The following is a 20302-nucleotide window of genomic DNA, read 5'->3' as shown; positions in this document are numbered from 1 at the left end:
ACCAGGAGGCTACAAACCGATGACGGCCAGCACCGAGTCCACTCGCGCCATGGCGCCAGATCGCAACCTCGCACTCGAACTCGTACGCGTCACCGAGGCCGGTGCACTCGCATCGGGCCGCTGGGTCGGTCGCGGCGACAAGGAAGGTGGCGACGGAGCGGCAGTCGACGCCATGCGTCAGTTGGTCGCCTCGGTCTCGATGCGCGGCGTCGTCGTCATCGGTGAGGGCGAGAAGGACGAAGCGCCGATGCTCTACAACGGCGAAGAGGTCGGCAACGGCAACGGACCCGACGTCGACTTCGCCGTCGACCCCGTCGACGGAACCACGCTGATGGCCAAGGGCATGCCCAACGCCATCTCGGTCCTCGCGGTCGCTGAGCGGGGCGCGATGTTCGACCCCTCCGCCGTCTTCTACATGGAGAAGATCGCCGTCGGCCCGGACTACGCGGACGTCATCGACATCACCGTCCCGGTCGCCGAGAACATCGCTCGGATCGCCAAGATCAAGAAGGGATCTGCGTCCGACGTCACGGTGTGCATCCTCGATCGCCCGCGGCACGCCGGACTGATCCAGCAGGTGCGCGACGCCGGATCCCGCATCCGGTTGATCTCCGACGGTGACGTTGCCGGTGCGATCGCTGCCGCCCGTCCCGATTCCGGAACCGACATGCTCATCGGTATCGGCGGCACGCCCGAGGGCATCATCGCCGCCGCCGCGATGCGCTGCATGGACGGTGCCATCCTGGGGCGTCTGGCACCCACGGACGACGACGAGCGACAGAAGGCCATCGACGCGGGACACGACCTCGACCGCGTCCTCGATACCAAAGACCTCGTCTCGGGTGAGAACGTCTTCTTCACCGCCACCGGCGTCACCGACGGTGACCTGCTGCGCGGCGTTCGCTACGCAGGAGGCGGCGCACACACCCAGTCCATCGTCATGCGGTCGAAGTCCGGCACCGTGCGCATGATCGACGCCTACCACCGCCTCGAGAAGCTGCGCGAATACTCCTCGGTCGACTTCGACGCCGACGAATCCGGCCAAGCACCGTCCTTCTGATCCCTGAAACCACGACTGGCAAAGTAAGGCTCATGACGCAGACAGACGAACAGCAGTTCCGGATCGAACACGACACCATGGGAGAGGTTCGCGTTCCGATCGATGCGCTCTGGCGTGCCCAGACTCAGCGTGCCGTGGAGAACTTCCCCATCTCGGGCCGTCCGCTCGAGCGCACTCAGATTCGCGCGATGGGTCTGCTCAAGGCAGCCTGCGCACAGGTCAACAAGGACCTCGGTCTGCTCGACGGCGCACTGGCCGACGCGATCATCGCCGCCGCCACCGAGATCGCCGAGGGCAAGCACGACGATCAGTTCCCGATCGACGTCTTCCAGACCGGCTCGGGCACCAGCTCGAACATGAACGCCAACGAGGTCATCGCGTCGATCGCGAAGGCGGCAGGCGTCGAGGTGCACCCCAACGATCACGTGAACATGTCGCAGTCCTCCAACGACACGTTCCCGACGGCCACTCACGTCGCCGCCACCGAGGCAGCCGTCACGTCGCTCGTGCCCGCGCTGAAGCACCTGCACGAGGCACTCGCCGCCAAGTCCGTCGAGTGGAAGACCGTCGTGAAGTCCGGCCGCACCCACCTCATGGATGCCGTTCCGGTCACCCTCGGACAGGAATTCGGTGGCTACGCCCGTCAGATCGAAGCCGGCATCGAACGCGTCGAGGCCACCCTGCCGCGGCTCGGCGAACTGCCCATCGGCGGCACCGCCGTAGGAACCGGACTCAACGCACCCGACGGCTTCGGCCCCAAAGTCGTTGCGGAACTGGTCAAGTCGACCGGCATCGATGCACTCACCCCAGCCAAGGATTCGTTCGAGGCACAGGCCGCGCGCGACGGATTGGTCGAGGCGTCGGGCGCACTGCGCACCATCGCGGTGTCACTGACCAAGATTGCCAACGACATTCGTTGGATGGGATCGGGACCGCTCACCGGACTCGGCGAGCTCGCCCTCCCCGACCTGCAGCCCGGCAGCTCCATCATGCCCGGCAAGGTCAATCCTGTTCTCCCCGAGGCTGTTACGCAGGTCGCGGCTCAGGTCATCGGCAACGACGCCGCAGTCGCGTTCGGCGGCGCGTCGGGCGCATTCGAGCTCAACGTGTACATCCCGATGATGGCGCGCAACGTGCTCGAGTCGTTCAAGTTGCTCGCCAACGTCTCGGTCCTGTTCGCCGACAAGTGTGTCGTCGGTTTGCACGCGAACGTCGAGCACCTCAAGACCCTCGCCGAGTCCTCGCCGTCCATCGTGACGCCGTTGAACTCCGCGATCGGCTACGAGGAAGCTGCCGCCGTGGCCAAGCAGGCACTCAAGGAAAAGAAGACAATCCGTCAGACGGTCATCGACCGCGGACTGATCGGCGACAAGCTCAGCGAAGAAGAACTGGACAAGCGCCTCGACGTCCTCGCCATGGCGAAGGTCAAGGACTAGTTTTCTGCTTCACCCGCCGGACCCCTGAACGCGTGAATGGTCCATTGCACCGCCGAGACGTGTGCAATGGACCATTCACGCTTTCGAAAGGGGGGCCGAACCTCAAGCCAGGTGAGCGAGTTCCTCGCGTGCCTTCAGGCCGTCCTCGCCCAGATCGGTGCGGTCGAAGATCTTCCAGCCTGCGAGCAGCGGCTTGAACACCTTGTCGCGTTCCTGATCGGCGTCGTAGATTCCGGCTTCGGCGAGGGCGACGGTGCTGTTGCCCCGCTCGGGGAGGTCGACGACCGGAATCTTGAACCCATTGATCCGGTCTGCGATGGCGCGGGCGGCCTGATCGGGTACCACGGCGAAGGCCTCGTCGAGGATGCTGGCGAAGAATGCCGACTGCAGCGCGTCGTCGTCGGCGATCTTGCCGAGGATGGTGGCCAGTACCGGATCTTTGCTCAGAGCAACCGTGTTGCGGTGACGCAGCGCGGCGGCAGCTTCCTCGATGGCGAAATGCGCGAGGATGTCGAGCAGATGCTGGCTCGGCGCGTCGTAACCGAGTGTCATGTGCTCCATCCGAACGCGCTCGAGTGCGACCGGATCGACTGCGCGGGTGAGCACCAGGAAGTTGCGGAGCACGATCGACTGACGGTTCTCCTCCGACGTCCATCGGCCGGTCCACTTCCACCAGGCACCGAGACCGGTGAGTGCATGTGCCAGTTCGCGGTGGTACGCGGGCAGGTTGTCGGCCACCAGGACGGCGACCGTCGCAGCCAGGATTTCGACATCGCTGAGGTGCGACTGCTCGGGCGCCCAGTCCTCGCCGCCGAGGAACGCGAAGTTCTTGCCCTCGTCGAACGGCGCGAGATCGTGGGGGTGCCAGTCGCTGGCTGCCTCGATGTGGCGTCGTAGATTCTCTTCGACCGCGGGCTCCAAACGGACCAGCAGATCACCGTCGGACAGGTTCGTAGACATGCGGTAACCGTAGCGCCTGCGCCTGAGCGCCCGACGTCGCGCCCCTGACCATTGTGAATTCTCCTAACGCCAGGTCGTTGCGGGTCTGTTCTCTGGTGCATCCAGTCATCGACGTGAGGACTCCTCATGATGCGGTCGGGTCGAAATTTTCTGTGTCTTGCTGTTGTGTGCTCGATGGTCGTGCTGGTCGGGTGGTCCAACGACGCACCAACCGCAGACAGTCCACCGACATCCGAGCCCGCACCGCCCAGCGACCTCTCCCCCGGTCAGGTCGCAGGCGTCGATGTTCCGACCGGACGCATCGACGAGGCGGTCGGCAAGCTCGACGGCATCGCCGAGGACCTGATGGCGTCGTCGAACATCCCAGGTATGGCCATTGCCGTCGTGCACGGCTCGGACATCGTCTACTCGAAGGGCTTCGACGTCCGCGAAGTGGGCGCGGACGACCCCGTCGACGGTGACTCGGTGTTCCAGTTGGCCTCGCTGTCCAGATCGGTCGGTGCGACGGTCATCGCGTCCCAGGTGGGAGCGGGCGTGATCGACTGGTCGACGCCGGTGGTCTCGCAGTTGCCGTGGTTCGCGCTCGACGACCCGTGGGTGACCGAGTCCATCACGGTCGGCGACTTCTACTCCCACCGAAGCGGACTGCCCGAGCATGCCGGGGACCTGCTCGAGGACCTCGGCTACGACCGGCGCCAGGTTCTCGAACGCCTTCGGGAGGTGCCCCTCGACCCGTTCCGCTCCACGTACCACTACACCAACTTCGGGATCACGGCCGCGGCCGAGGCCGTCGCTGCGGCGTCGGGCAAGGACTGGGACACCCTCAGCCAGGACACGATCTACGGTCCGCTGGGCATGACCTCGACCAGCTCGTCGTTCGCGGACTACATCGCGCGGGCCGATCGGGCCGTACCCCACGTACTCGTCGACGGCGAATATCAGGCGAAGTATCAGCGGGAACCCGATCCACAGACCCCGGCCGGTGGCGTCAGCTCCTCGGTGAACGATCTCGCGAAGTGGCTGACGATGCTCGTGGCCGACGGAACGCACGACGGACGAGAGCTCGTCGATCCCGACGCCCTCGTGCCCGCCGTCAGCGCGCAGATCGTCTCGAGCCCGTCGGCGACACCGGACTCACGCGCCGGCTACTACGGCTTCGGATTCAACGTCTCCACCAGTGCGGCGGGTCGCACGACGGTGAGCCATTCGGGAGCGTTCGCACTCGGAGCCGGCACCAACTTCGTCTGGATTCCTTCGCTCGACGTCGCCATCGTAGTACTGACGAATGCCGCACCCCTCGGCATCGCCGAAACGGTGACCGCCGAGTTCGCAGACCTCGTTCAGTTCGGTGAGGTGCGTGAGGACTGGCGAACGCTGTACAAGAATGCCTTCGCCGGCATGAGCGAACCGGAGGGCGAGCTCGCGGGCAAAACCGCCCCCGCGAATCCCACTGCGCCACAACCTCTCGCGTCGTACGTGGGGGTGTACCAGAACAGCTACTGGGGGCCGGCGACGGTGGCGGAGGTCAACGGGGAGCTGACGTTGGCTCTCGGCCAGAACCAAAGCTCATACGAGTTGACGCCGTGGGACGGTGACACGTTCACGTTCGAGCCGAGCGGCGAGAATGCACCCGACGGGTCCATTTCCCAGGCGACGTTCGACGCGAATACGCTGACACTCGAGTTCTTCGACGGCGATGGATTGGGGCGGTTCACGAAATGACCGAGACACAGCAGGCAACCGATACTGTAGTAGATCTGTTCGACGCGTTGAGAAGTCGAGACACCGAACGCGCGATGTCGTGCCTCGACGATGAGATCGTGTGGCACAACGTCGGATTACCGAAGGTCCGCGGCCGTTCGAACGTGGGCAGGTTCATGGCCTCACTCGCCAAGCCGGCGTACGGCTTCGACGTCATCGTGCACAACATCGCGGCCGACGGAGATGTCGTCCTCACCGAACGCACCGATGTCCTGATCTGGCGTCGGCTTCGAATCGAATTCTGGGTATGCGGAACCTTCGAGCTGCGCGACGGCAAAGTGGCAGTGTGGCGGGACTACTTCGACAACGTCGATTTCCTGAAAGGCCTTGCGCGAGGCACTTTCCGGGCCGCAGTGGGCCGGTGACCCAGGTGAGCGGAACTTCGTAGCGGGCTACGAAGTTCCGCTCACATGCGCGCAGCGCCTATGCGCCCGAAGGCCCGAACTCTTCGAGCATTTCCGTCACCAGTGCCGCGATCGGTGAACGCTCGCTGCGGGTGAGAGTGATGTGCGCGAAAAGTGGGTGGCCCTTGAGCTTTTCGATCACTGCAGCAACGCCGTCGTGTCGTCCGACTCGCAGGTTGTCTCGCTGAGCGACGTCGTGGGTGAGTACGACGCGTGAGCCCGAACCCAGCCGGGACAGAACCGTCAGCAGTACGTTGCGCTCGAGTGACTGCGCCTCGTCGACGATCACGAAGGAGTCGTGCAGCGATCGGCCGCGAATGTGCGTCAGTGGCAACACTTCCAGCATTCCGCGGGCGATGACCTCCTCCATCACCTCCGGGCTCGCGAGCCCTTCGAGGGTGTCGAAGACCGCCTGTCCCCAGGGGCCCATCTTCTCGCTCTCGCTACCGGGCAGGTAGCCGAGCTCCTGGCCGCCGACGGCGTAGAGAGGCCGGAAGACAACGACTTTCCGATGCGAGCGACGTTCGAGGACGGCCTCGAGTCCGGCAGTCAGCGCCAGAGCAGACTTACCTGTGCCGGCCTTTCCACCGAGCGAGACGATGCCGATGCTCTCGTCGAGCAGAAGATCCAGCGCCACTCGCTGTTCTGCCGAACGGCCGTGCAGGCCGAACGCCTCACGCTCACCGCGCACGAGTTGGATCTGCTTGTCGGGCGTGACGCGCCCCAGCGCACTCTGCCGTCCGGCAAGCAGTCGAACTCCGGTGTGGCACGGCAGGTCTCGCGCCTCTGCGAGGTCGATGACGCCGTCGTTGAACAGCGTGTCGACTGCGTCGGACGGCACGTCGAGCTCGGTCATGCCGGTCCAACCGGACGGCACGACGTCGTGAGCGTGGTACTCGTCGGCGGGAAGACCGACAGCACCGGCCTTGACGCGCAACGGAATGTCCTTGCTGACGAGCACGACGTCCTTGCCCTCGGCCGCCAGATTCAGGGCGCACGCGAGGATTCTGGAGTCGTTGGAGTCGGTACGAAACCCGACGGGAAGCACCGAAGGATCGGTGTGATTGAGCTCGACTTGCAGTGTGCCACCGGATGTTCCGATGGGAACCGGCTGGTCGAGTCGGCCGAATTCGACGCGAAGGTCGTCGAGCATGCGCAAGGATTCCCGCGCGAACCATCCCAATTCGTGATGGTGGCGTTTGCCCTCCAACTCGCTGATCACGATCAGCGGAAGTACCACATTGTGCTCGGCGAACCTGATGACTGCCCATGGATCCGAGAGCAGGACCGAGGTATCGAGCACGAATGTCCGAAGAGGGGCGGAAACGGAGCGTGAAGTGGTCACGTGGGGCTCCTACGTCTGCGCGGTACCGCGCAAACTCTGTCGCTCGGCCGGTCGGGTCCGATGTGTCAGGTGACACGAGGACCGGGTACCGGCCCTCTCGCGCTCACTAGCTCAGTCACGTATCAGAACCTCCCGCACAGGTAGCTTCCCCGCTGCCTGTTACTGCCGACCGTACCGCCGAAATCCGGGATCGGCTCGCTGGAAGTCTGGCGTGTCGGTGAACAACGCGTTACGTCGACATCGCCCCTGGTCGCCGGCCGACCGGTATCGAAAGCGCCCTCACCCGGGTGGATCAATGCGGCTTTGTTGCACTCAGATTGACTGAAAGCCACATTGATCCGACGAGGATGGGCGTGGATGAACCACTGCATACGTCTGGGCGGTGCAATGGTCCATTGACGCGGAACCGGGGGCCGCGAGCCCCGATCAGCCCAGCAGTCCCCAGTCTTCGAGGCCTTCGTACAGCGGCTTGCTCTGTGCCAACTTCACGACGCGGCTCTTGAGGGAATCGGTGGCCTCGCCGGTGGCCAGGGCGGTGCCGATGATGTCGGCGACCTCGGTGAACTCGGCCTCACCGAATCCGCGGGTTGCCAGTGCGCCGGTGCCGATGCGCAGGCCGGAGGTGACCATCGGCGGGCGCGGGTCGAAGGGCACTGCGTTGCGGTTGACGGTGATGCCGACCTCGTGCAGTAGGTCCTCGGCCTGCTGGCCGTCGAGCTCGGAGTTGCGCAGGTCGACGAGTGCGAGGTGTACGTCGGTGCCGCCGGTGAGGACGGAGATGCCCTTGTCTGCGACGTCGGCACCGGTGAGGCGCTCGGCGAGCAGTGATGCACCGAGGAGGGTGCGTTCCTGGCGTTCCTTGAACTCGGGCGTCGCAGCGATCTTGAAGGCGACGGCCTTGGCGGCGATGGCGTGCATCAGTGGTCCGCCCTGCTGGCCGGGGAACACTGCGGAGTTGAGCTTCTTGGCCCATTCCTTCTTGGCCAGGATGATGCCGGAGCGCGGTCCGCCGAGGGTCTTGTGCACGGTGGAGGAGACGACGTCCGCGTACGGCACGGGCGAGGGGTGCACGCCTGCGGCGACGAGTCCGGCGAAGTGCGCCATGTCGACCCAGAGCAGTGCGCCCACTTCGTCGGCGATGGAGCGGAACGCAGCGAAGTCCTGATGGCGCGGGTAGGCCGACCAGCCGGCGATGAGTACCTGCGGCTTGGCGGCGATGGCCTGCTTGCGCACCTCGTCCATGTCGATTCGGTGGTCTTCCTTCGACACCCCGTAGGACTCGACCTCGTAGAGCTTGCCCGAGAAGTTGAGCTTCATGCCGTGGGTGAGGTGGCCGCCGTGCGCCAGGTCGAGGCCCATGATCTTGTCGCCCGGGTTGATCAGTGCCATCAGCACGGCCGCGTTGGCCTGCGCGCCTGCGTGCGGCTGCACGTTGGCGAACTCGGCACCGAAGAGTTCCTTGGCGCGGTTGCGCGCGAGATCCTCGACGATGTCGACATGCTCGCAGCCGCCGTAGTAGCGGCGGCCGGGGTAGCCCTCGGCGTACTTGTTGGTCAGGACACTGCCCTGGGCCTGCAGCACCGCGCGGGGGACGAAGTTCTCCGAGGCGATCATTTCGAGGGTGTCGCGCTGGCGTCCCAGTTCACCGGCCATCGCTTCGGCGACCTCGGGATCGAGTTCGGCCAGTGACAGGTTGTTGACGTCAGTCATAACAGGAGTCTCCCAAGGGACAGCAGAGTAAGAGGGGCGAGACCCAGTTTACGAGACGCGTACTGCACCCGGTGTCAGCGGCTCGTCGAGCAGCCTGCCGAACAGCTGCGCACGCTCGCTGACGGTCGTACCCTGGTCGAGCCAGCCGGCGAGCAGCTTGTAGCCCTCGACGTAGGTGCTGATGTACGCCCGCCACAGTGGGGAGGACAGAAACCGCAGGCTGTGCCGGGCCCGCTGCGGCGATGCCAACGACCATCGCTCCAGGTAGGCGGCCACGTCGTCCTCGCTCTTGTGCTGATCGTGCAGTAGCAGCGCCGCGTCCTGCCGCACCCCCAACAGTTGGCTCGACGCGGCCGCGAGACGCTCGGCCTTCTCGCCGTCGAATCGCAGTCCCAGATCGGCGTAGATCTCCTGCGCCCACAGGCCCCAACCTTCGCCGACGACGGCCCCGAGCGCGTGATCGGCCAGGCCCTCGGCCATCAGGCACTGCGGGGTGTTGACCAGGAACAGCGTCTGCTCGAGCTGGCCTGCACCGACCAGTCCGGTCTCTTTCCGGCAGTGTTCGGTGTGGTGTCCCGGGTAGGACTCGTGCGCGATCAGATGCGGCAGATTGGCCATCTGCTGCTCGATGTCGGAGTTGATCGCGACGGTCGAGCGGTAGTCACCGAGGTAGTAGTTGAACCCGGACCACGGCTTGTCGCCGACGACCTCGTAGGTCACCTTCTCGGTGTCGGGCAATGTGTATTCGGCGCGGACGCGGTCGCGCAGAGCGGACGAGAACGCCTCGACGCAGTCCTGCAGTCGGTCGGCGGGAATGACGTCGGCACGGCGATGCGCGATCAACCGTTCGCCGAGCGACCCGGGACCGGCGAGGACCTCGTCCATCTTGCGGTGCGCCTGCAGGTACCGGTCCTGATCGCCTGCGGAGATTCGGACGTCGAAGTAGGCGTACACCTCGTCGACGAAGCCGATGTCCTCGCCTGCGAACTTGTGCGCCGAGCATTCGAGTGCGCGCAGGTGGACGTCGAGGAACGTCGTGCGCTCGGGTGTCAGATCGACGTTGCCGAGCTCGCCGCGCAGTGTCTGTGCTCGACGGACCAGCTCACGCGGCTCGGGTGCGGGGGCGTTCTCGGTGATACGACGCAACTCGGGATCGCCGGTGTACGCGTCGACGAATCCGTCTTCGAGCCGGTCGAAACTCAGGCCCAGCAGCAGGTATTCACGAACGAGGGAAGCAGCATCCATATCCGAACCCTAGTACGGCGAACGACCCCGCCCGTGCGCGATCGACCGGCACCGAGCACAATCTGGAACCATGCGACTCGCGCTCGACAGGAGCTCAGCCGAACCCTCCGCAGCTCCGGTATGTCGGAGCCGTGCGTGAGCGAGTCCAGTCCGTACGTCGAGTTCGACCGTGTGCAGTGGCGCACGCTGCGCCAATCCACGCCGTTGGTGCTGACCGAGGAAGAACTCGTCGGTCTGCGTGGGCTGGGTGAACAGATCGATCTCGACGAGGTGGCGGAGGTCTATCTGCCGCTGGCACGACTGATTCACCTCCAGGTCGCGGCTCGGCAACGGCTGTTCGCCGCGACCGCGACGTTCCTCGGCGAGAAGCACCCCGACCGTCAGGTTCCGTTCGTCATCGGTGTCGCGGGGAGCGTCGCCGTCGGAAAGTCGACGACGGCCCGTGTGCTGCAGGCACTCCTGGCTCGATGGGACCATCATCCGCGGGTCGATCTGGTCACCACCGACGGATTCCTGTACCCGACGGCCGAGCTCATGCGTCGAGGCATATTGCACCGCAAGGGGTTTCCCGAAAGTTACGACAGGCGCAAGCTGCTCAGATTCGTCACCGAGGTCAAGTCCGGGACCGAAGAGGTGGGCGCACCGGTCTATTCGCACGTCTCGTACGACATCGTCAAGGGTCAGTATCACATGGTCCGACAGCCCGACATCCTGATCGTGGAGGGGCTCAACGTATTACAGACCGGATCGCGGTTGATGGTCTCGGATCTGTTCGACTTCTCGATCTACGTCGACGCGCGGATCGAGGACATCGAGAGTTGGTACGTCAAACGCTTTCTCGCATTGCGCAAGACATCCTTCACCGATCCGTCCTCGCACTTCCACCACTACGCCGGCCTGTCCGACGACCACGCGCAGATCGCGGCCGAGGATCTGTGGCATTCGATCAACCTGCCCAATCTGGTGGAGAACATCCTGCCGACGCGACCGCGAGCGACGATGGTGTTACGCAAGGACAACGACCACGCGATCAACCGGCTGCGGCTTCGTAAGTTGTAGACCATAATCCACCAATGGCGGTGGAAAAGCGGTCGATCGGCGAGGTGCCGCTGATCGGTCGAGACGGCGAGCTGCAGCAAATTCTGCATGCCGCCGGCAGGTACGGCGGGATGGCCGTCAAGGCCGCGCCCGGTGTCGGGCGAACCCACCTGTTGACCGAGGCGGTGCGGTCGCTGGTGCGCCTCGGGTGGCATCCCCATCGAGTGGTGACGGTGATGCCGACCGGTACCGGATTCGTCCCCGTCGAATCGGACCGAGCTCTGGCCGCCACACTGGCAAACGCGCACGGCGGTCGCCACACCGTCGTGGTCATCGACGATGCCCAATGGCTGGCCGATTCGACCGTCGAGCTCCTCGCACGTCGCGTCGGATCGAAGGATCTGTTCGTGCTGGCCAGCGTGAGCGCGGGTCGACGCCGCACCCCCGTGCTCGACGCTCTGTGGAAGGACGGTGTGATCGACCGCATCGATCTCGAGCCGCTCACTCCCGAGCAGTGCCGATCGCTGATCGAGTCGATGCTCGGTCGCAGTGGCGAAATAGTCGACAGTGCAGCAGTTTTCGCAGTCACGGCATTGTCCTCGGGCAACCTCGTGGTGCTCCGAGATCTGGTGGCGACGGCAGTCGAGCGCCGCGCGTTGACGGTGTCGTCGCACGTGTGGCGCCTGTCCGCTCCCCTGCCCGTGTCGGCCGGTCTTGCCGATGTGGTGCGCGATCATCTGGCCGAGGTGATCGCGCTCGCCGACTACGCCGGTGCGGCCGAGATCGACGACGCACTCGACATGGTCGCCCTGGCCGGTTCGCTGGCCTTCGAAGCCGCAGCCGCCGTGATGGATCCACGTCTGATCGAGGAACTCGAATCGGCCGGCGTGCTGACGATCCGCACCGAACAGAACATCGACCGGGTGACGTTCTCGACGCCCATCACCGCCCAGGTGCGCACCGAGGACATGACCACACTGCGCAGGCGTCGCCTGAGCCTGACGGTCGCCGACGCCCTCGACGCCTCGACCGACGGGCTCGGCCCCCGCGAACGCGTCACCGCTGCACTGCTTCGTATCGACGCGGGCGTCTCGCTCGATGCCCCGACGGCGGTGGAGGCGGCTCGGTTGTCGTGGCGCTTCGTGCCCCCGGAGACGACGCGCAAGCTGGCCTCGGCCGCTGCGGCGGCCGGCGGCGGGTTCGATGCCCAGCTCATCCTCGCGTCCGCGGAGAGCCAGCTCGGCATGACCGAGTCCGCGCAGCAGCGGCTCGACGATCTTCTGCGGGGGGCCGACAACGACATTCGGCGCGCGACGGCCGTGCGCGCGTGCACCGACAACATGGTCCTGCGGTTGGCGGATCCGACGCGGGCGCTGGCCCTGAACGCGAGTACCGAGCTCGCCATCGTCGATCCCGGCATCCGAACGCAACTGCGAGCGCAGCGCGGCCTGATGATGCATGCCATCGGCGATACCGCCGGTTCACTGGCCCTGCTCGAGCCGTTGATGGACGATCTGGAGGGCCCGACGCTGATCTCTGCCAGTTTCGCCGTTGCCGCCGGGGCCACCGTCGTAGGTCGGTTGTCGGCCGCGTTCTCTGCGCTCGCCCGGGTGCAGCCCGAGCCCGACAATCCGGCGGCGACGGTGCTGGATCTGACGCGGTGCTTCACGATTGCCTGCGCCGGCAACTTCGAGGAGGCCACTGCACTCGCTCGCTATCGGTACGACGAAGCGGTGGAACAGTTCTCACCACTGCAGCAGGCGTGGTTCGGGTGGGCCCGGGGAGGTCTACTGCTCTCGCAGGGCCACGCGGCCGAGGCGATCCGCTGGTGCTCGGAGGCCTACACGCTCGCGGGCACACTCGGCCAGCGGTCGATGGAACCGATGGTGGCGTGCGATCTGGTCCGCGCCCTCGCGCTCGACGGGCGCTCGGAGGAGGCGTCGGACCTCATCGAGGCCGCGGACCTCGACAACCCGGCCTCGCCTGCGTTGTTCGGGGCTCGCGGCACGCGTCTGGCGGCGCTGGGCTGGGCCGCCGCAGCCCGCGGTGACGTCGACGAGGCCTGCGAGCTGCTGATCGCCTCCGCCGAGGCCCATGCCGCTATCGACCACCACCTGCCCGCCCTGTTCTCCTACGTCGATGCTGCTCGGTGCGGAGCCGCAGCTGCCGCACTGGCTCCCGTCCACCAGCTGGCAGGTCTGATCGAAGGGGACTTGGCCCGCACCGAAGTACGCATGGTCGAGGTGCTCGCAGCACCGTCCGGGCCGGACAACGCGGTCACCGAGCAGGTGGTGGCCGTCGCCGCGAGCGCCGAAAAACACGGCCTGGACCTACACGCGGCCGAGATGTACTTCTATGCGCAAAACCTGTTGCTGCGCAGTAGCCCTCGCGCCGCGGCGACAGCGGGAAGGCAGGGCCACGTACTGGCCGCGCGCTGCGGACATCCCAGCACGCCCCTGCTGCATGGAACACGAGACCCGGCCCTGACGGCACGCGAACGCCAGATCGCGTCCCTCGCCGCATCCGGCCTGTCCAACCGCGACATCGCCGACGCCGTCGTGCTGTCGATCCGCACCGTCGAGACGCACCTCAACCGCATCTTCGGGAAGTTGGGGATCAGCACCCGCGCCGAGCTCACATCGCTACGAGGCTCACTGCTCGATTGACCGAACCGCTCCCGTACAGGGATGCCTCGATGTCGACCAGGTACCGCGACGGAGCCACCCCGAGTTCGCTGTGCAGAACCGCCTCTGCTCGCCGAAAGGCAACCACGGCCTCGGCCGTGCGGTGCGACCGATCGAGGGCGATCATCAGCTGACCCCACAGGTGTTCTCGCAACGGGGCGGCCCGCAGTGCGCGCTCGATCTCGGCGATCACCGTCTCGTGTCGACCGAGCTGCAGACGGGCCTCGAACGTCGATTCCAGCACCACGGCGTGCACCTCGTCGAAATGGACCCGCTCGTCGACGGCGAAGCCCAGATCACCGAATTCGACGAGCGCCGGGCCCCGCCACAGCGCAAGTGCGCGGCCGAACTGGCCATCGGCCTCGGCGAACCGGCCGCGGCCGAGTGCCTCCCGCCCGCGCGTGGCCAGCATCTCGAACTCGCGCAGATCGAGTCGGTCACTGCCCAGATCCAACCGATAACCCCAGGACGTCGTGACGAGCCGAGCGCCGTTCTCCGCGCCGAGTACCCGACGCAGATTCGCCATGTACGCACGCAGTGACGTCAATGCCTTGGCCGGCGGCCGGCAGTTCCAGACGAGATCGATCAGTCGGTCGAACTCGACGACGTTTCCCGCTTCCACGAGCAGCACCGCCAAGACGGTCCGCTGCTTGAGCCCACCGACTGGCTTCACCCCGGTCGCGTCGCGCACCACCATGGGTCCGAGCACGTTGTAGTCCACGATCGGAAATTTTCCGAGCCTCGCGCCGATCGCGCCACAGATTACGTAGCAATACAGAGGTAAGTACGTAGTGCTCTGAGGTCGTGAGTGGAACTTCGTAGCAGACTACGAGCAGGAGTGGAGCCCGCGGAACGACCGGACAGTCCGGCCGCGCAGGTCAGATACCGAAGCGTCGGTGTCTGGCCGCGAAGTCGCGAAGCGCGCGCAGGAAGTCGACTCGACGGAATTCGGGCCAGTAGGCCTCGGTGAACCAGATTTCCGAGTACGCGCTCTGCCACAGCAGGAAGCCGGAGAGTCGCTGTTCGCCCGATGTACGGATGACGAGATCCGGATCGGGTTGGCCGGAGGTGTAGAGGTGACTGCCGATCTCGTCGACGTTGATCGAGGCCACCAGCTCGTCACCGCTGATGCCCTCGGCGATCTTCTCGGTCACCAGGGATTGGACGGCGTCGGCGATTTCCTGCCGACCGCCGTATCCGACGGCGACGTTGACGTGCGTTCCCGACCGTCCCTCGGTCAGCGCTGCTGCTTCCTTGAGTCGACGCGCGGTCGACGCGGGCAGCAGGTCGAGGGTGCCGACGAGCTTGACGCCCCAGTTCATCTCGGGTCCGCAGATCTCCTCGACGACGTCGGTGATGATGTCGAGCAACGAATCCAATTCGTCCGCGTCTCGGCGCAGGTTCTCGGTGGAGAGCAGGTAGATGGTGGCCATCTCGATTCCGGCGGCGTCGCACCAGCCGAGCATCTCGGCGATCTTCAGAGCGCCCATACGGTGTCCGTGCGCTACGTCGGTGAACCCGTTCTCGCGCGCCCAGCGGCGATTGCCGTCGCACATCACTGCCACGTGCCTCGGGTGCTGAACCCCTTCGAGCTGGCTCAGCAGACGCCGCTCGTAGACGTTGTAGAGAACGCCGCGAACCTTTTGCGGAATGATCACCACTGCTTCGTCACCGCTGCTCTCATCACCACGAAGGATCACCTTACGCCGACCTCTGCGAGCCGGTCGCCGGTACAGTAGCGTCAGAACCTACGGTGGCGTAGGTTTCGACGGCGGTACGGAGAGGTCATCTTCATGACGATGTTCGGACTGGACGAGATACCCGTCAAACCGCGGATGCGCGGCTGGATTCACCTGTATGCGTTCGGCGTGGCGGTGGTGTGCGCGATCACTCTCGTCACGCTCGCGTTCAGCATGGTCTCGGTCGGTGCGGGTGTAGCCGTGAGCGTGTATTCCATCACCGTCTGCGGCGTGTTCGGCGTCAGTGCCACCTACCATCGCGTGCACTGGAAGACGACGGCGTCGCAGATCTGGATGAAGCGCGCCGATCATTCGATGATCTTCCTGTTCATCGCAGGTAGCTACACCCCGTTCGCCGTGCTCGGTCTACCCGCCTCGACCGGACGCACGTTGCTCATCGTCGTGTGGATCGGGGCCCTCGCCGGGGTGGCCCTGAAGATGTTGTGGCCCACCGCTCCCCGATGGGTCGGGGTACCGCTGTACCTGCTCCTCGGCTGGGCGATCGTGCCGGTCGCACCCGCGCTGATCGACCACGTCGGCTACGCACCGTTTGTGTTGCTGCTCGTGGGCGGAATCTTCTACAGCGTCGGGGCCGTGCTGTACGCCACCAAGTGGCCCAATCCGTGGCCGACGACCTTCGGCCATCACGAGTTCTTCCACGCGGCAACGGTATTGGCGGCAACGTGCCACCTCGTTGCCGTGTGGCTCGTCGTGTTCTGATCGCCCTCAGGTGGTCCGGGATGCCTTGTCTCGATACATCAGTGCGTCGGCGCGCTGAATCAGCCGATCTCTCGACTCCCCCGGCTCACGCATCGCAACGCCCACGCTCACCGACACCCCGAGCAGATTCGATCCGAACGGCACCGGCTCGCCGCAGATCGCCGACCGCACCGATTCCGTGAGTTCGGTGCTGTCGAGCCCCTTCGACCCGTCGAACGTCACAGCGAACACGAACTCGTCTCCCGCGTATCGACCGACGACGCTCCCGCGCGGCGACCACTGCAGCAGTCGACGCCCCGCTGCCTCCAGCACGGCGTCACCTGCCGGGTGACCGTGCGCGTCGTTGATCGACTTCAACCGATCGACGTCGACGAAGGCCAGGGCAACCGGCAGATCCTCGACGATCCACTCGTCGACGTGGGCGAGCAGAGGACCTCGTCGCAGCAATCCGGTCAGTTCGTCGCGCTCGGCGCGATCGCGCCAGTGAACGGTGTCGTCGGCGACGGGATTGACCAGGTCCAGCAGTGCGACGATGAACCGTCGCCCGGCGATCGTCGAGAGCCCGACATGCATCCAGCAGGAGACGACCTCCCCGTCGCCGCGCCGCACTCGACGCAGAGCTCCGATCGGTCGACCGTGTTCGGTGGAGCCTGCGGCGGGGTAGCGATGCTCGAGCTGGACCGCCATGCGCGTCGCCGACGCGCGATCTCCGAGCGGCACGAAATCTGCCACGGGGCGACCCACCATGTCGTCCACGGCGCATCCGAGAACGCCCTCACAGAGGATGTTGGCACCGACCACCTCGTAGTGCATCGAGTGCACCATGGCCGCCATCGGAACCGCGGCCACGAAATCGGCGACAGCAGCGCGCTGCTCGTCGGTCACCGCGTCGTGCACGGTGTCCGCACGCACCACACCCTCATTCATGACACCTTCACTCATGACACCGTCGATCCATTGGTAGACGTTCGACCGCCCCAGGCCGAGGAAACTCCCGGCAACAGTACTGTTCCCCCGTCGAAGCATCGACGAGCGTGGTCACCTCTGCAGTACGAACGGCAATTCTTGGGCAGAGGTCACAGGACGGTCGCACACGAAGCCGCGACACACGTATGCCGTCTCGAGGCGGTCGACGGGTGGACGGTCGGTCAGCAGCACCGACGAATCCGTCACCCCTGCCACCACCACGGAACCTCCCGGAGCCAGTGCCCGCACGGCCGAGAGCAGGTCACCGCCGGGTGCCGTCGACACCGCGATCTGAATCGGGCCACGAACGGACGCTTCTGCCACGGCCAGCCAGTGCCCACCGGACCTGGGCGCTCGTTCGAGAATCGACGCCGATCTCGCCAATGAGGCAGCCGCCAGTTCGCCGTAACGCGCCGAGGAATTGTGATCGACCAACGCCGCCGCGGTGAGCAGCGCCTCGGCCATCGTGGATGCGCCCGACGGGGTGGCCCCGTCGATCGGGTCACGAGGCCGGGTCACGAGAGTCTCGGCATCGTCGGCGGTGTCGAACCACCCGCCGACGTCGTCGGGGTCGGCGAAGTGGTCGATCGCAGCATCGATGATCGACGTCATGCGCTCGGTCCAGACTGCGTCTCCGGTGGCCTGGAACAGCGCTGCCGCGGCGACCGCGAGACACGCGTAGTCCTCGAGCACACCGGTGGCCTCGCCGACTGCGCTGCCGAGTGAGGCGCGGCGGATACGGCCCGACTCGACGTGGCCGGCGAACAGTTGCTCGCCGCACTCGACTGCCGCGTCGACCCATCGCGGCTGCCCCAGCCCGGTACCGGCCTCGACCAGTGCGGTGATCGCCAACCCGTTCCATGCAGTGACGACCTTGTCGTCACGGCCGGGTTGCGGCCGAGTCGCGCGAGCGGCCGACATCGTGCTGCGCACCCGGGCGAACCGTTCGTAGTCCTCGGGTTCGGCAGGCAGCTGCAGTACCGACATGCCGGCCTCGAACGTGCCCGCCGAGTTCACCGCAAACAACCCGGCAGCCCAGACACCGTCCTCGAAGCCGAGTGTCTCGGTCAGTTGCTCCGGAGTCCACGCGTAGGTCAGACCCTCGACGCCTTCCGTGTCGGCATCGAGTGCCGACGCGAAACAGCCGTTCTCCGTGCGTAATTCGCGGAGCATGAACTCCGCAGTGTCCGACGCCACCCGCCGGGCGAGCGCATCGTCGTCGACACGGGCTGCGTGCGCGTAGAACCGCAACAGCAGAGCGTTGTCGTAGAGCATCTTCTCGAAGTGCGGGACGACCCACTCGGCATCGACGGAGTAGCGCGCGAATCCTCCGCCCAGCTGGTCGTAGATGCCCCCGCGCGCCATGGCCGACGCGGTACGGCGAACGACGCCGAGGACCTCGGTGCTGCCGGTGCGCTCGTAGTGCCGGAGCAGACCTTCGAGCAGCGCGCCGGGTGGGAACTTCGGTGCCCGGCCGAAGCCGCCGTAGGTGGTGTCCTCGTCGGCACAGATCGCAGAGACCGAGGCCGCCAGTGCGTCGGCGTCGATCGGGCGACCGCCTGCGGGCACGCCTGCACTGTGCTTGCGTAGTTCGGTGACGATGTCGGCGGAGGCGTCGAACACCTCCTGTCGCCGCGTCGACCAGGTGTCGGCGATCGCGGTGAGCAACTGCTGGAACGACGGCATTCCCTGACGTGGGGCCGGCGGGAAGTAAGTACCGCAGTAGAAGGGTTCGGTGTCGGGCGTCAGGAAACACGTCATCGGCCATCCGCCGTGGCCGGTCATCGCGACGGTGGCGTTCATGTACACCGAATCGAGGTCGGGTCGTTCCTCGCGATCGACCTTGATGCACACGAAATGCTCGTTCATCAGCGCCGCGGTCGCCTCGTCCTCGAACGACTCGTGTGCCATGACATGACACCAATGGCACGCCGAGTATCCGATCGACAGCAGGATCGGAACATCGCGATCGCGAGCGGACTGCAGAGCCTGCGGTCCCCACTGCTGCCAGTGCACCGGGTTGTCCGCGTGCTGCCTCAGATACGGGCTGGTGGACTCACCCAGGGCATTGGCGTCGAGCATCAGGGCTCGTCGGACACGGCGGGTTTGGGTCGATTCTGTTCCGGTGGAAACGGATCCGCTATCCCGCCGCGATCGGTGCCCTCGTCGAGGGCCTGATCCAACGTCGGATCCTCTGTCTCGAACGTGGCGGGCAGCCGCTTGATCTTCTTGTTCATGGACCAGATCAGCAGCGCCGTTCCGACCAACAGCGCGACCAGGATCACCAGCCCGATCGGCGAGGACTTGCCGAATTCGGGACCGGTGGGCTGCTGGGCGAGGATCGAAACGATCATGTGTCGGTCTCTTCTATTCCGGCGAACAGGTCCGTCTCGGGCAGCGACGTCGTGACCCGAGTGCGGGCCAGCTCGAACTCCTCGGTGGGCCACAACTTGCGCTGCACGTCCAGCGGCACTGCGAAGAAGGATCCGTTGGGATCGATCTGCGTCGCGTGTGCGCGGAGGGCATCGTCGCGCTGCTCGAAGTAGTCACCGACGGTCACCTGAGTGGTGATGCGGCCGATGATCTCGTCGCGTTGGCCGTCCCATCGCTTCAGCCAGTCGACGAACGGGCTTTCCTCGCCGCGGTCGATGAACCAATCGTGAAAGAGCTGCATGCGCTTACGAATGAAACCGTGCGAGTAGTAGAGCTTGAGCGGAGTCCAGGGCTCACCCGCGTCGGGGAAGCGTTCGGGATCCCCCGCTGCCTCCCATGCCGCCATCGAGACCTCGTGGCAGCGAATGTGGTCCGGGTGCGGGTAGCCGCCACGTTCGTCGTAGGTGGTGATGACGTGCGGCTTGAACTCGCGCACCACCTTCACCAGCGCCTCGGTCGAGACCTCCAACGGGACCAACGCGAAACAGCCATCGGGAAGAGGCGGGAGCGGATCGCCCTCGGGCAACCCTGAGTCCTCGAAACCGAGCCAGGTCTGCTGCACGCCCAGAAAGCGAGCGGCCTCGGCCATTTCCTCACGCCGAACCTCGTGGATGCGCTCGTGCACCCCCGGAATGTCCATCGCCGGATTGAGGATGTCTCCCCGCTCGCCGCCGGTGAGGGTGACGACCAGAACATCGTGTCCTTCGGCCGCGTATCGAGCCGTTGTCGCAGCGCCTTTACTCGATTCGTCGTCGGGATGGGCATGCACTGCCATGAGCCGCAGTCCGGACACGTTCTTCC

Annotated in this window: 17 protein-coding genes; 7 read left to right on the top strand and 10 right to left on the bottom strand. The window is 65.7% G+C overall.

Features of this window, described 5'->3' with window-relative positions:
* Positions 1-19: 19 nt before the first annotated feature.
* Entirely contained in the window at positions 20-1060 is a 1041-nt protein-coding gene (gene glpX / locus R4P57_RS09595; RefSeq protein WP_317802599.1) for a class II fructose-bisphosphatase, read from the top strand.
* Between the two features lie 32 nt (positions 1061-1092).
* Entirely contained in the window at positions 1093-2496 is a 1404-nt protein-coding gene (locus R4P57_RS09590; RefSeq protein WP_317802598.1) for a class II fumarate hydratase, read from the top strand.
* A 102-nt stretch (positions 2497-2598) separates the two neighbouring features.
* On the opposite strand, the gene R4P57_RS09585 is transcribed toward R4P57_RS09590, so the two are convergent.
* The gene (locus R4P57_RS09585) at positions 2599-3456 is read right to left on the bottom strand and encodes an acyl-ACP desaturase (protein ID WP_317802597.1); all 858 of its coding nucleotides are present in this window, start codon (positions 3454-3456) and stop codon (positions 2599-2601) included.
* A 129-nt stretch (positions 3457-3585) separates the two neighbouring features.
* Here R4P57_RS09585 and R4P57_RS09580 point away from each other — a divergent pair, with 129 nt between their 5' ends.
* Together R4P57_RS09580 and R4P57_RS09575 are read left to right on the top strand one after the other, a co-directional pair.
* A complete protein-coding gene (locus R4P57_RS09580; protein WP_411742344.1) occupies positions 3586-5178 on the top strand; it encodes a serine hydrolase in 1593 nt (530 codons plus the stop codon).
* Positions 5175-5582: a limonene-1,2-epoxide hydrolase family protein gene (locus R4P57_RS09575; RefSeq protein WP_317802595.1), complete on the top strand. Its 408-nt coding sequence runs from the start codon at positions 5175-5177 to the stop codon at positions 5580-5582. Before R4P57_RS09580 ends, R4P57_RS09575 begins: the two co-directional genes overlap by 4 nt.
* Before the next feature lie 58 nt (positions 5583-5640).
* On the opposite strand, the gene R4P57_RS09570 is transcribed toward R4P57_RS09575, so the two are convergent.
* From R4P57_RS09570 to R4P57_RS09560, 3 genes are all read right to left on the bottom strand, one after another.
* A complete protein-coding gene (locus tag R4P57_RS09570) occupies positions 5641-6966 on the bottom strand; it encodes a PhoH family protein (protein ID WP_170945933.1) in 1326 nt (441 codons plus the stop codon).
* Between the two features lie 426 nt (positions 6967-7392).
* Complete coding sequence (glyA, locus tag R4P57_RS09565) at positions 7393-8676, bottom strand: serine hydroxymethyltransferase (protein ID WP_317802594.1); 1284 nt, start codon at positions 8674-8676, stop codon at positions 7393-7395.
* A 48-nt stretch (positions 8677-8724) separates the two neighbouring features.
* Positions 8725-9921, bottom strand: coding sequence for a DUF885 domain-containing protein (locus R4P57_RS09560; RefSeq protein WP_317802593.1), 1197 nt, complete (start codon positions 9919-9921; stop codon positions 8725-8727).
* A 120-nt stretch (positions 9922-10041) separates the two neighbouring features.
* On the opposite strand from R4P57_RS09560, the gene coaA reads away from it, so the two are divergent.
* Complete coding sequence (gene coaA / locus R4P57_RS09555) at positions 10042-10980, top strand: type I pantothenate kinase (RefSeq protein WP_317802592.1); 939 nt, start codon at positions 10042-10044, stop codon at positions 10978-10980.
* A 14-nt stretch (positions 10981-10994) separates the two neighbouring features.
* A complete protein-coding gene (locus tag R4P57_RS09550; protein ID WP_317802591.1) occupies positions 10995-13625 on the top strand; it encodes a helix-turn-helix transcriptional regulator in 2631 nt (876 codons plus the stop codon).
* Here the strand turns inward: R4P57_RS09550 and R4P57_RS09545 are convergent.
* Entirely contained in the window at positions 13594-14364 is a 771-nt protein-coding gene (locus R4P57_RS09545) for an AfsR/SARP family transcriptional regulator (RefSeq protein WP_317802590.1), read from the bottom strand. The two genes, R4P57_RS09550 and R4P57_RS09545, sit on opposite strands and share 32 nt — an antisense overlap.
* Before the next feature lie 157 nt (positions 14365-14521).
* Complete coding sequence (locus tag R4P57_RS09540) at positions 14522-15304, bottom strand: isoprenyl transferase (RefSeq protein WP_317802801.1); 783 nt, start codon at positions 15302-15304, stop codon at positions 14522-14524.
* A 132-nt stretch (positions 15305-15436) separates the two neighbouring features.
* On the opposite strand from R4P57_RS09540, the gene trhA reads away from it, so the two are divergent.
* Complete coding sequence (gene trhA, locus R4P57_RS09535) at positions 15437-16102, top strand: PAQR family membrane homeostasis protein TrhA (RefSeq protein WP_317802589.1); 666 nt, start codon at positions 15437-15439, stop codon at positions 16100-16102.
* 6 nt (positions 16103-16108) lie between these two features.
* Here the strand turns inward: trhA and R4P57_RS09530 are convergent, their stop codons facing one another.
* The 4 genes from R4P57_RS09530 to mca all read right to left on the bottom strand — a co-directional run bounded on the left by R4P57_RS09530 (position 16109) and on the right by mca (position 20294).
* Positions 16109-17044, bottom strand: coding sequence for a GGDEF domain-containing protein (locus R4P57_RS09530; RefSeq protein WP_317802588.1), 936 nt, complete (start codon positions 17042-17044; stop codon positions 16109-16111).
* Between the two features lie 96 nt (positions 17045-17140).
* The gene (locus R4P57_RS09525; RefSeq protein WP_317802587.1) at positions 17141-19150 is read right to left on the bottom strand and encodes a thioredoxin domain-containing protein; all 2010 of its coding nucleotides are present in this window, start codon (positions 19148-19150) and stop codon (positions 17141-17143) included.
* Positions 19150-19422, bottom strand: a complete 273-nt coding sequence (locus R4P57_RS09520) for a hypothetical protein (protein ID WP_317802586.1) — start codon at positions 19420-19422, stop codon at positions 19150-19152. The genes R4P57_RS09525 and R4P57_RS09520 overlap by 1 nt, the downstream gene beginning before the upstream one ends.
* On the bottom strand, positions 19419-20294 hold the full coding sequence (gene mca, locus R4P57_RS09515) for a mycothiol conjugate amidase Mca (protein WP_317802585.1): 876 nt from the start codon (positions 20292-20294) through the stop codon (positions 19419-19421). Before mca ends, R4P57_RS09520 begins: the two co-directional genes overlap by 4 nt.
* Between the last annotated feature and the right edge of the window lie 8 nt (positions 20295-20302).

The sequence above is a fragment of the Rhodococcus sp. IEGM 1330 genome (genome assembly GCF_033142445.1).
Taxonomy (GTDB): domain Bacteria; phylum Actinomycetota; class Actinomycetes; order Mycobacteriales; family Mycobacteriaceae; genus Rhodococcoides.
This window is presented reverse-complemented; position numbering and strand designations above follow the sequence as displayed.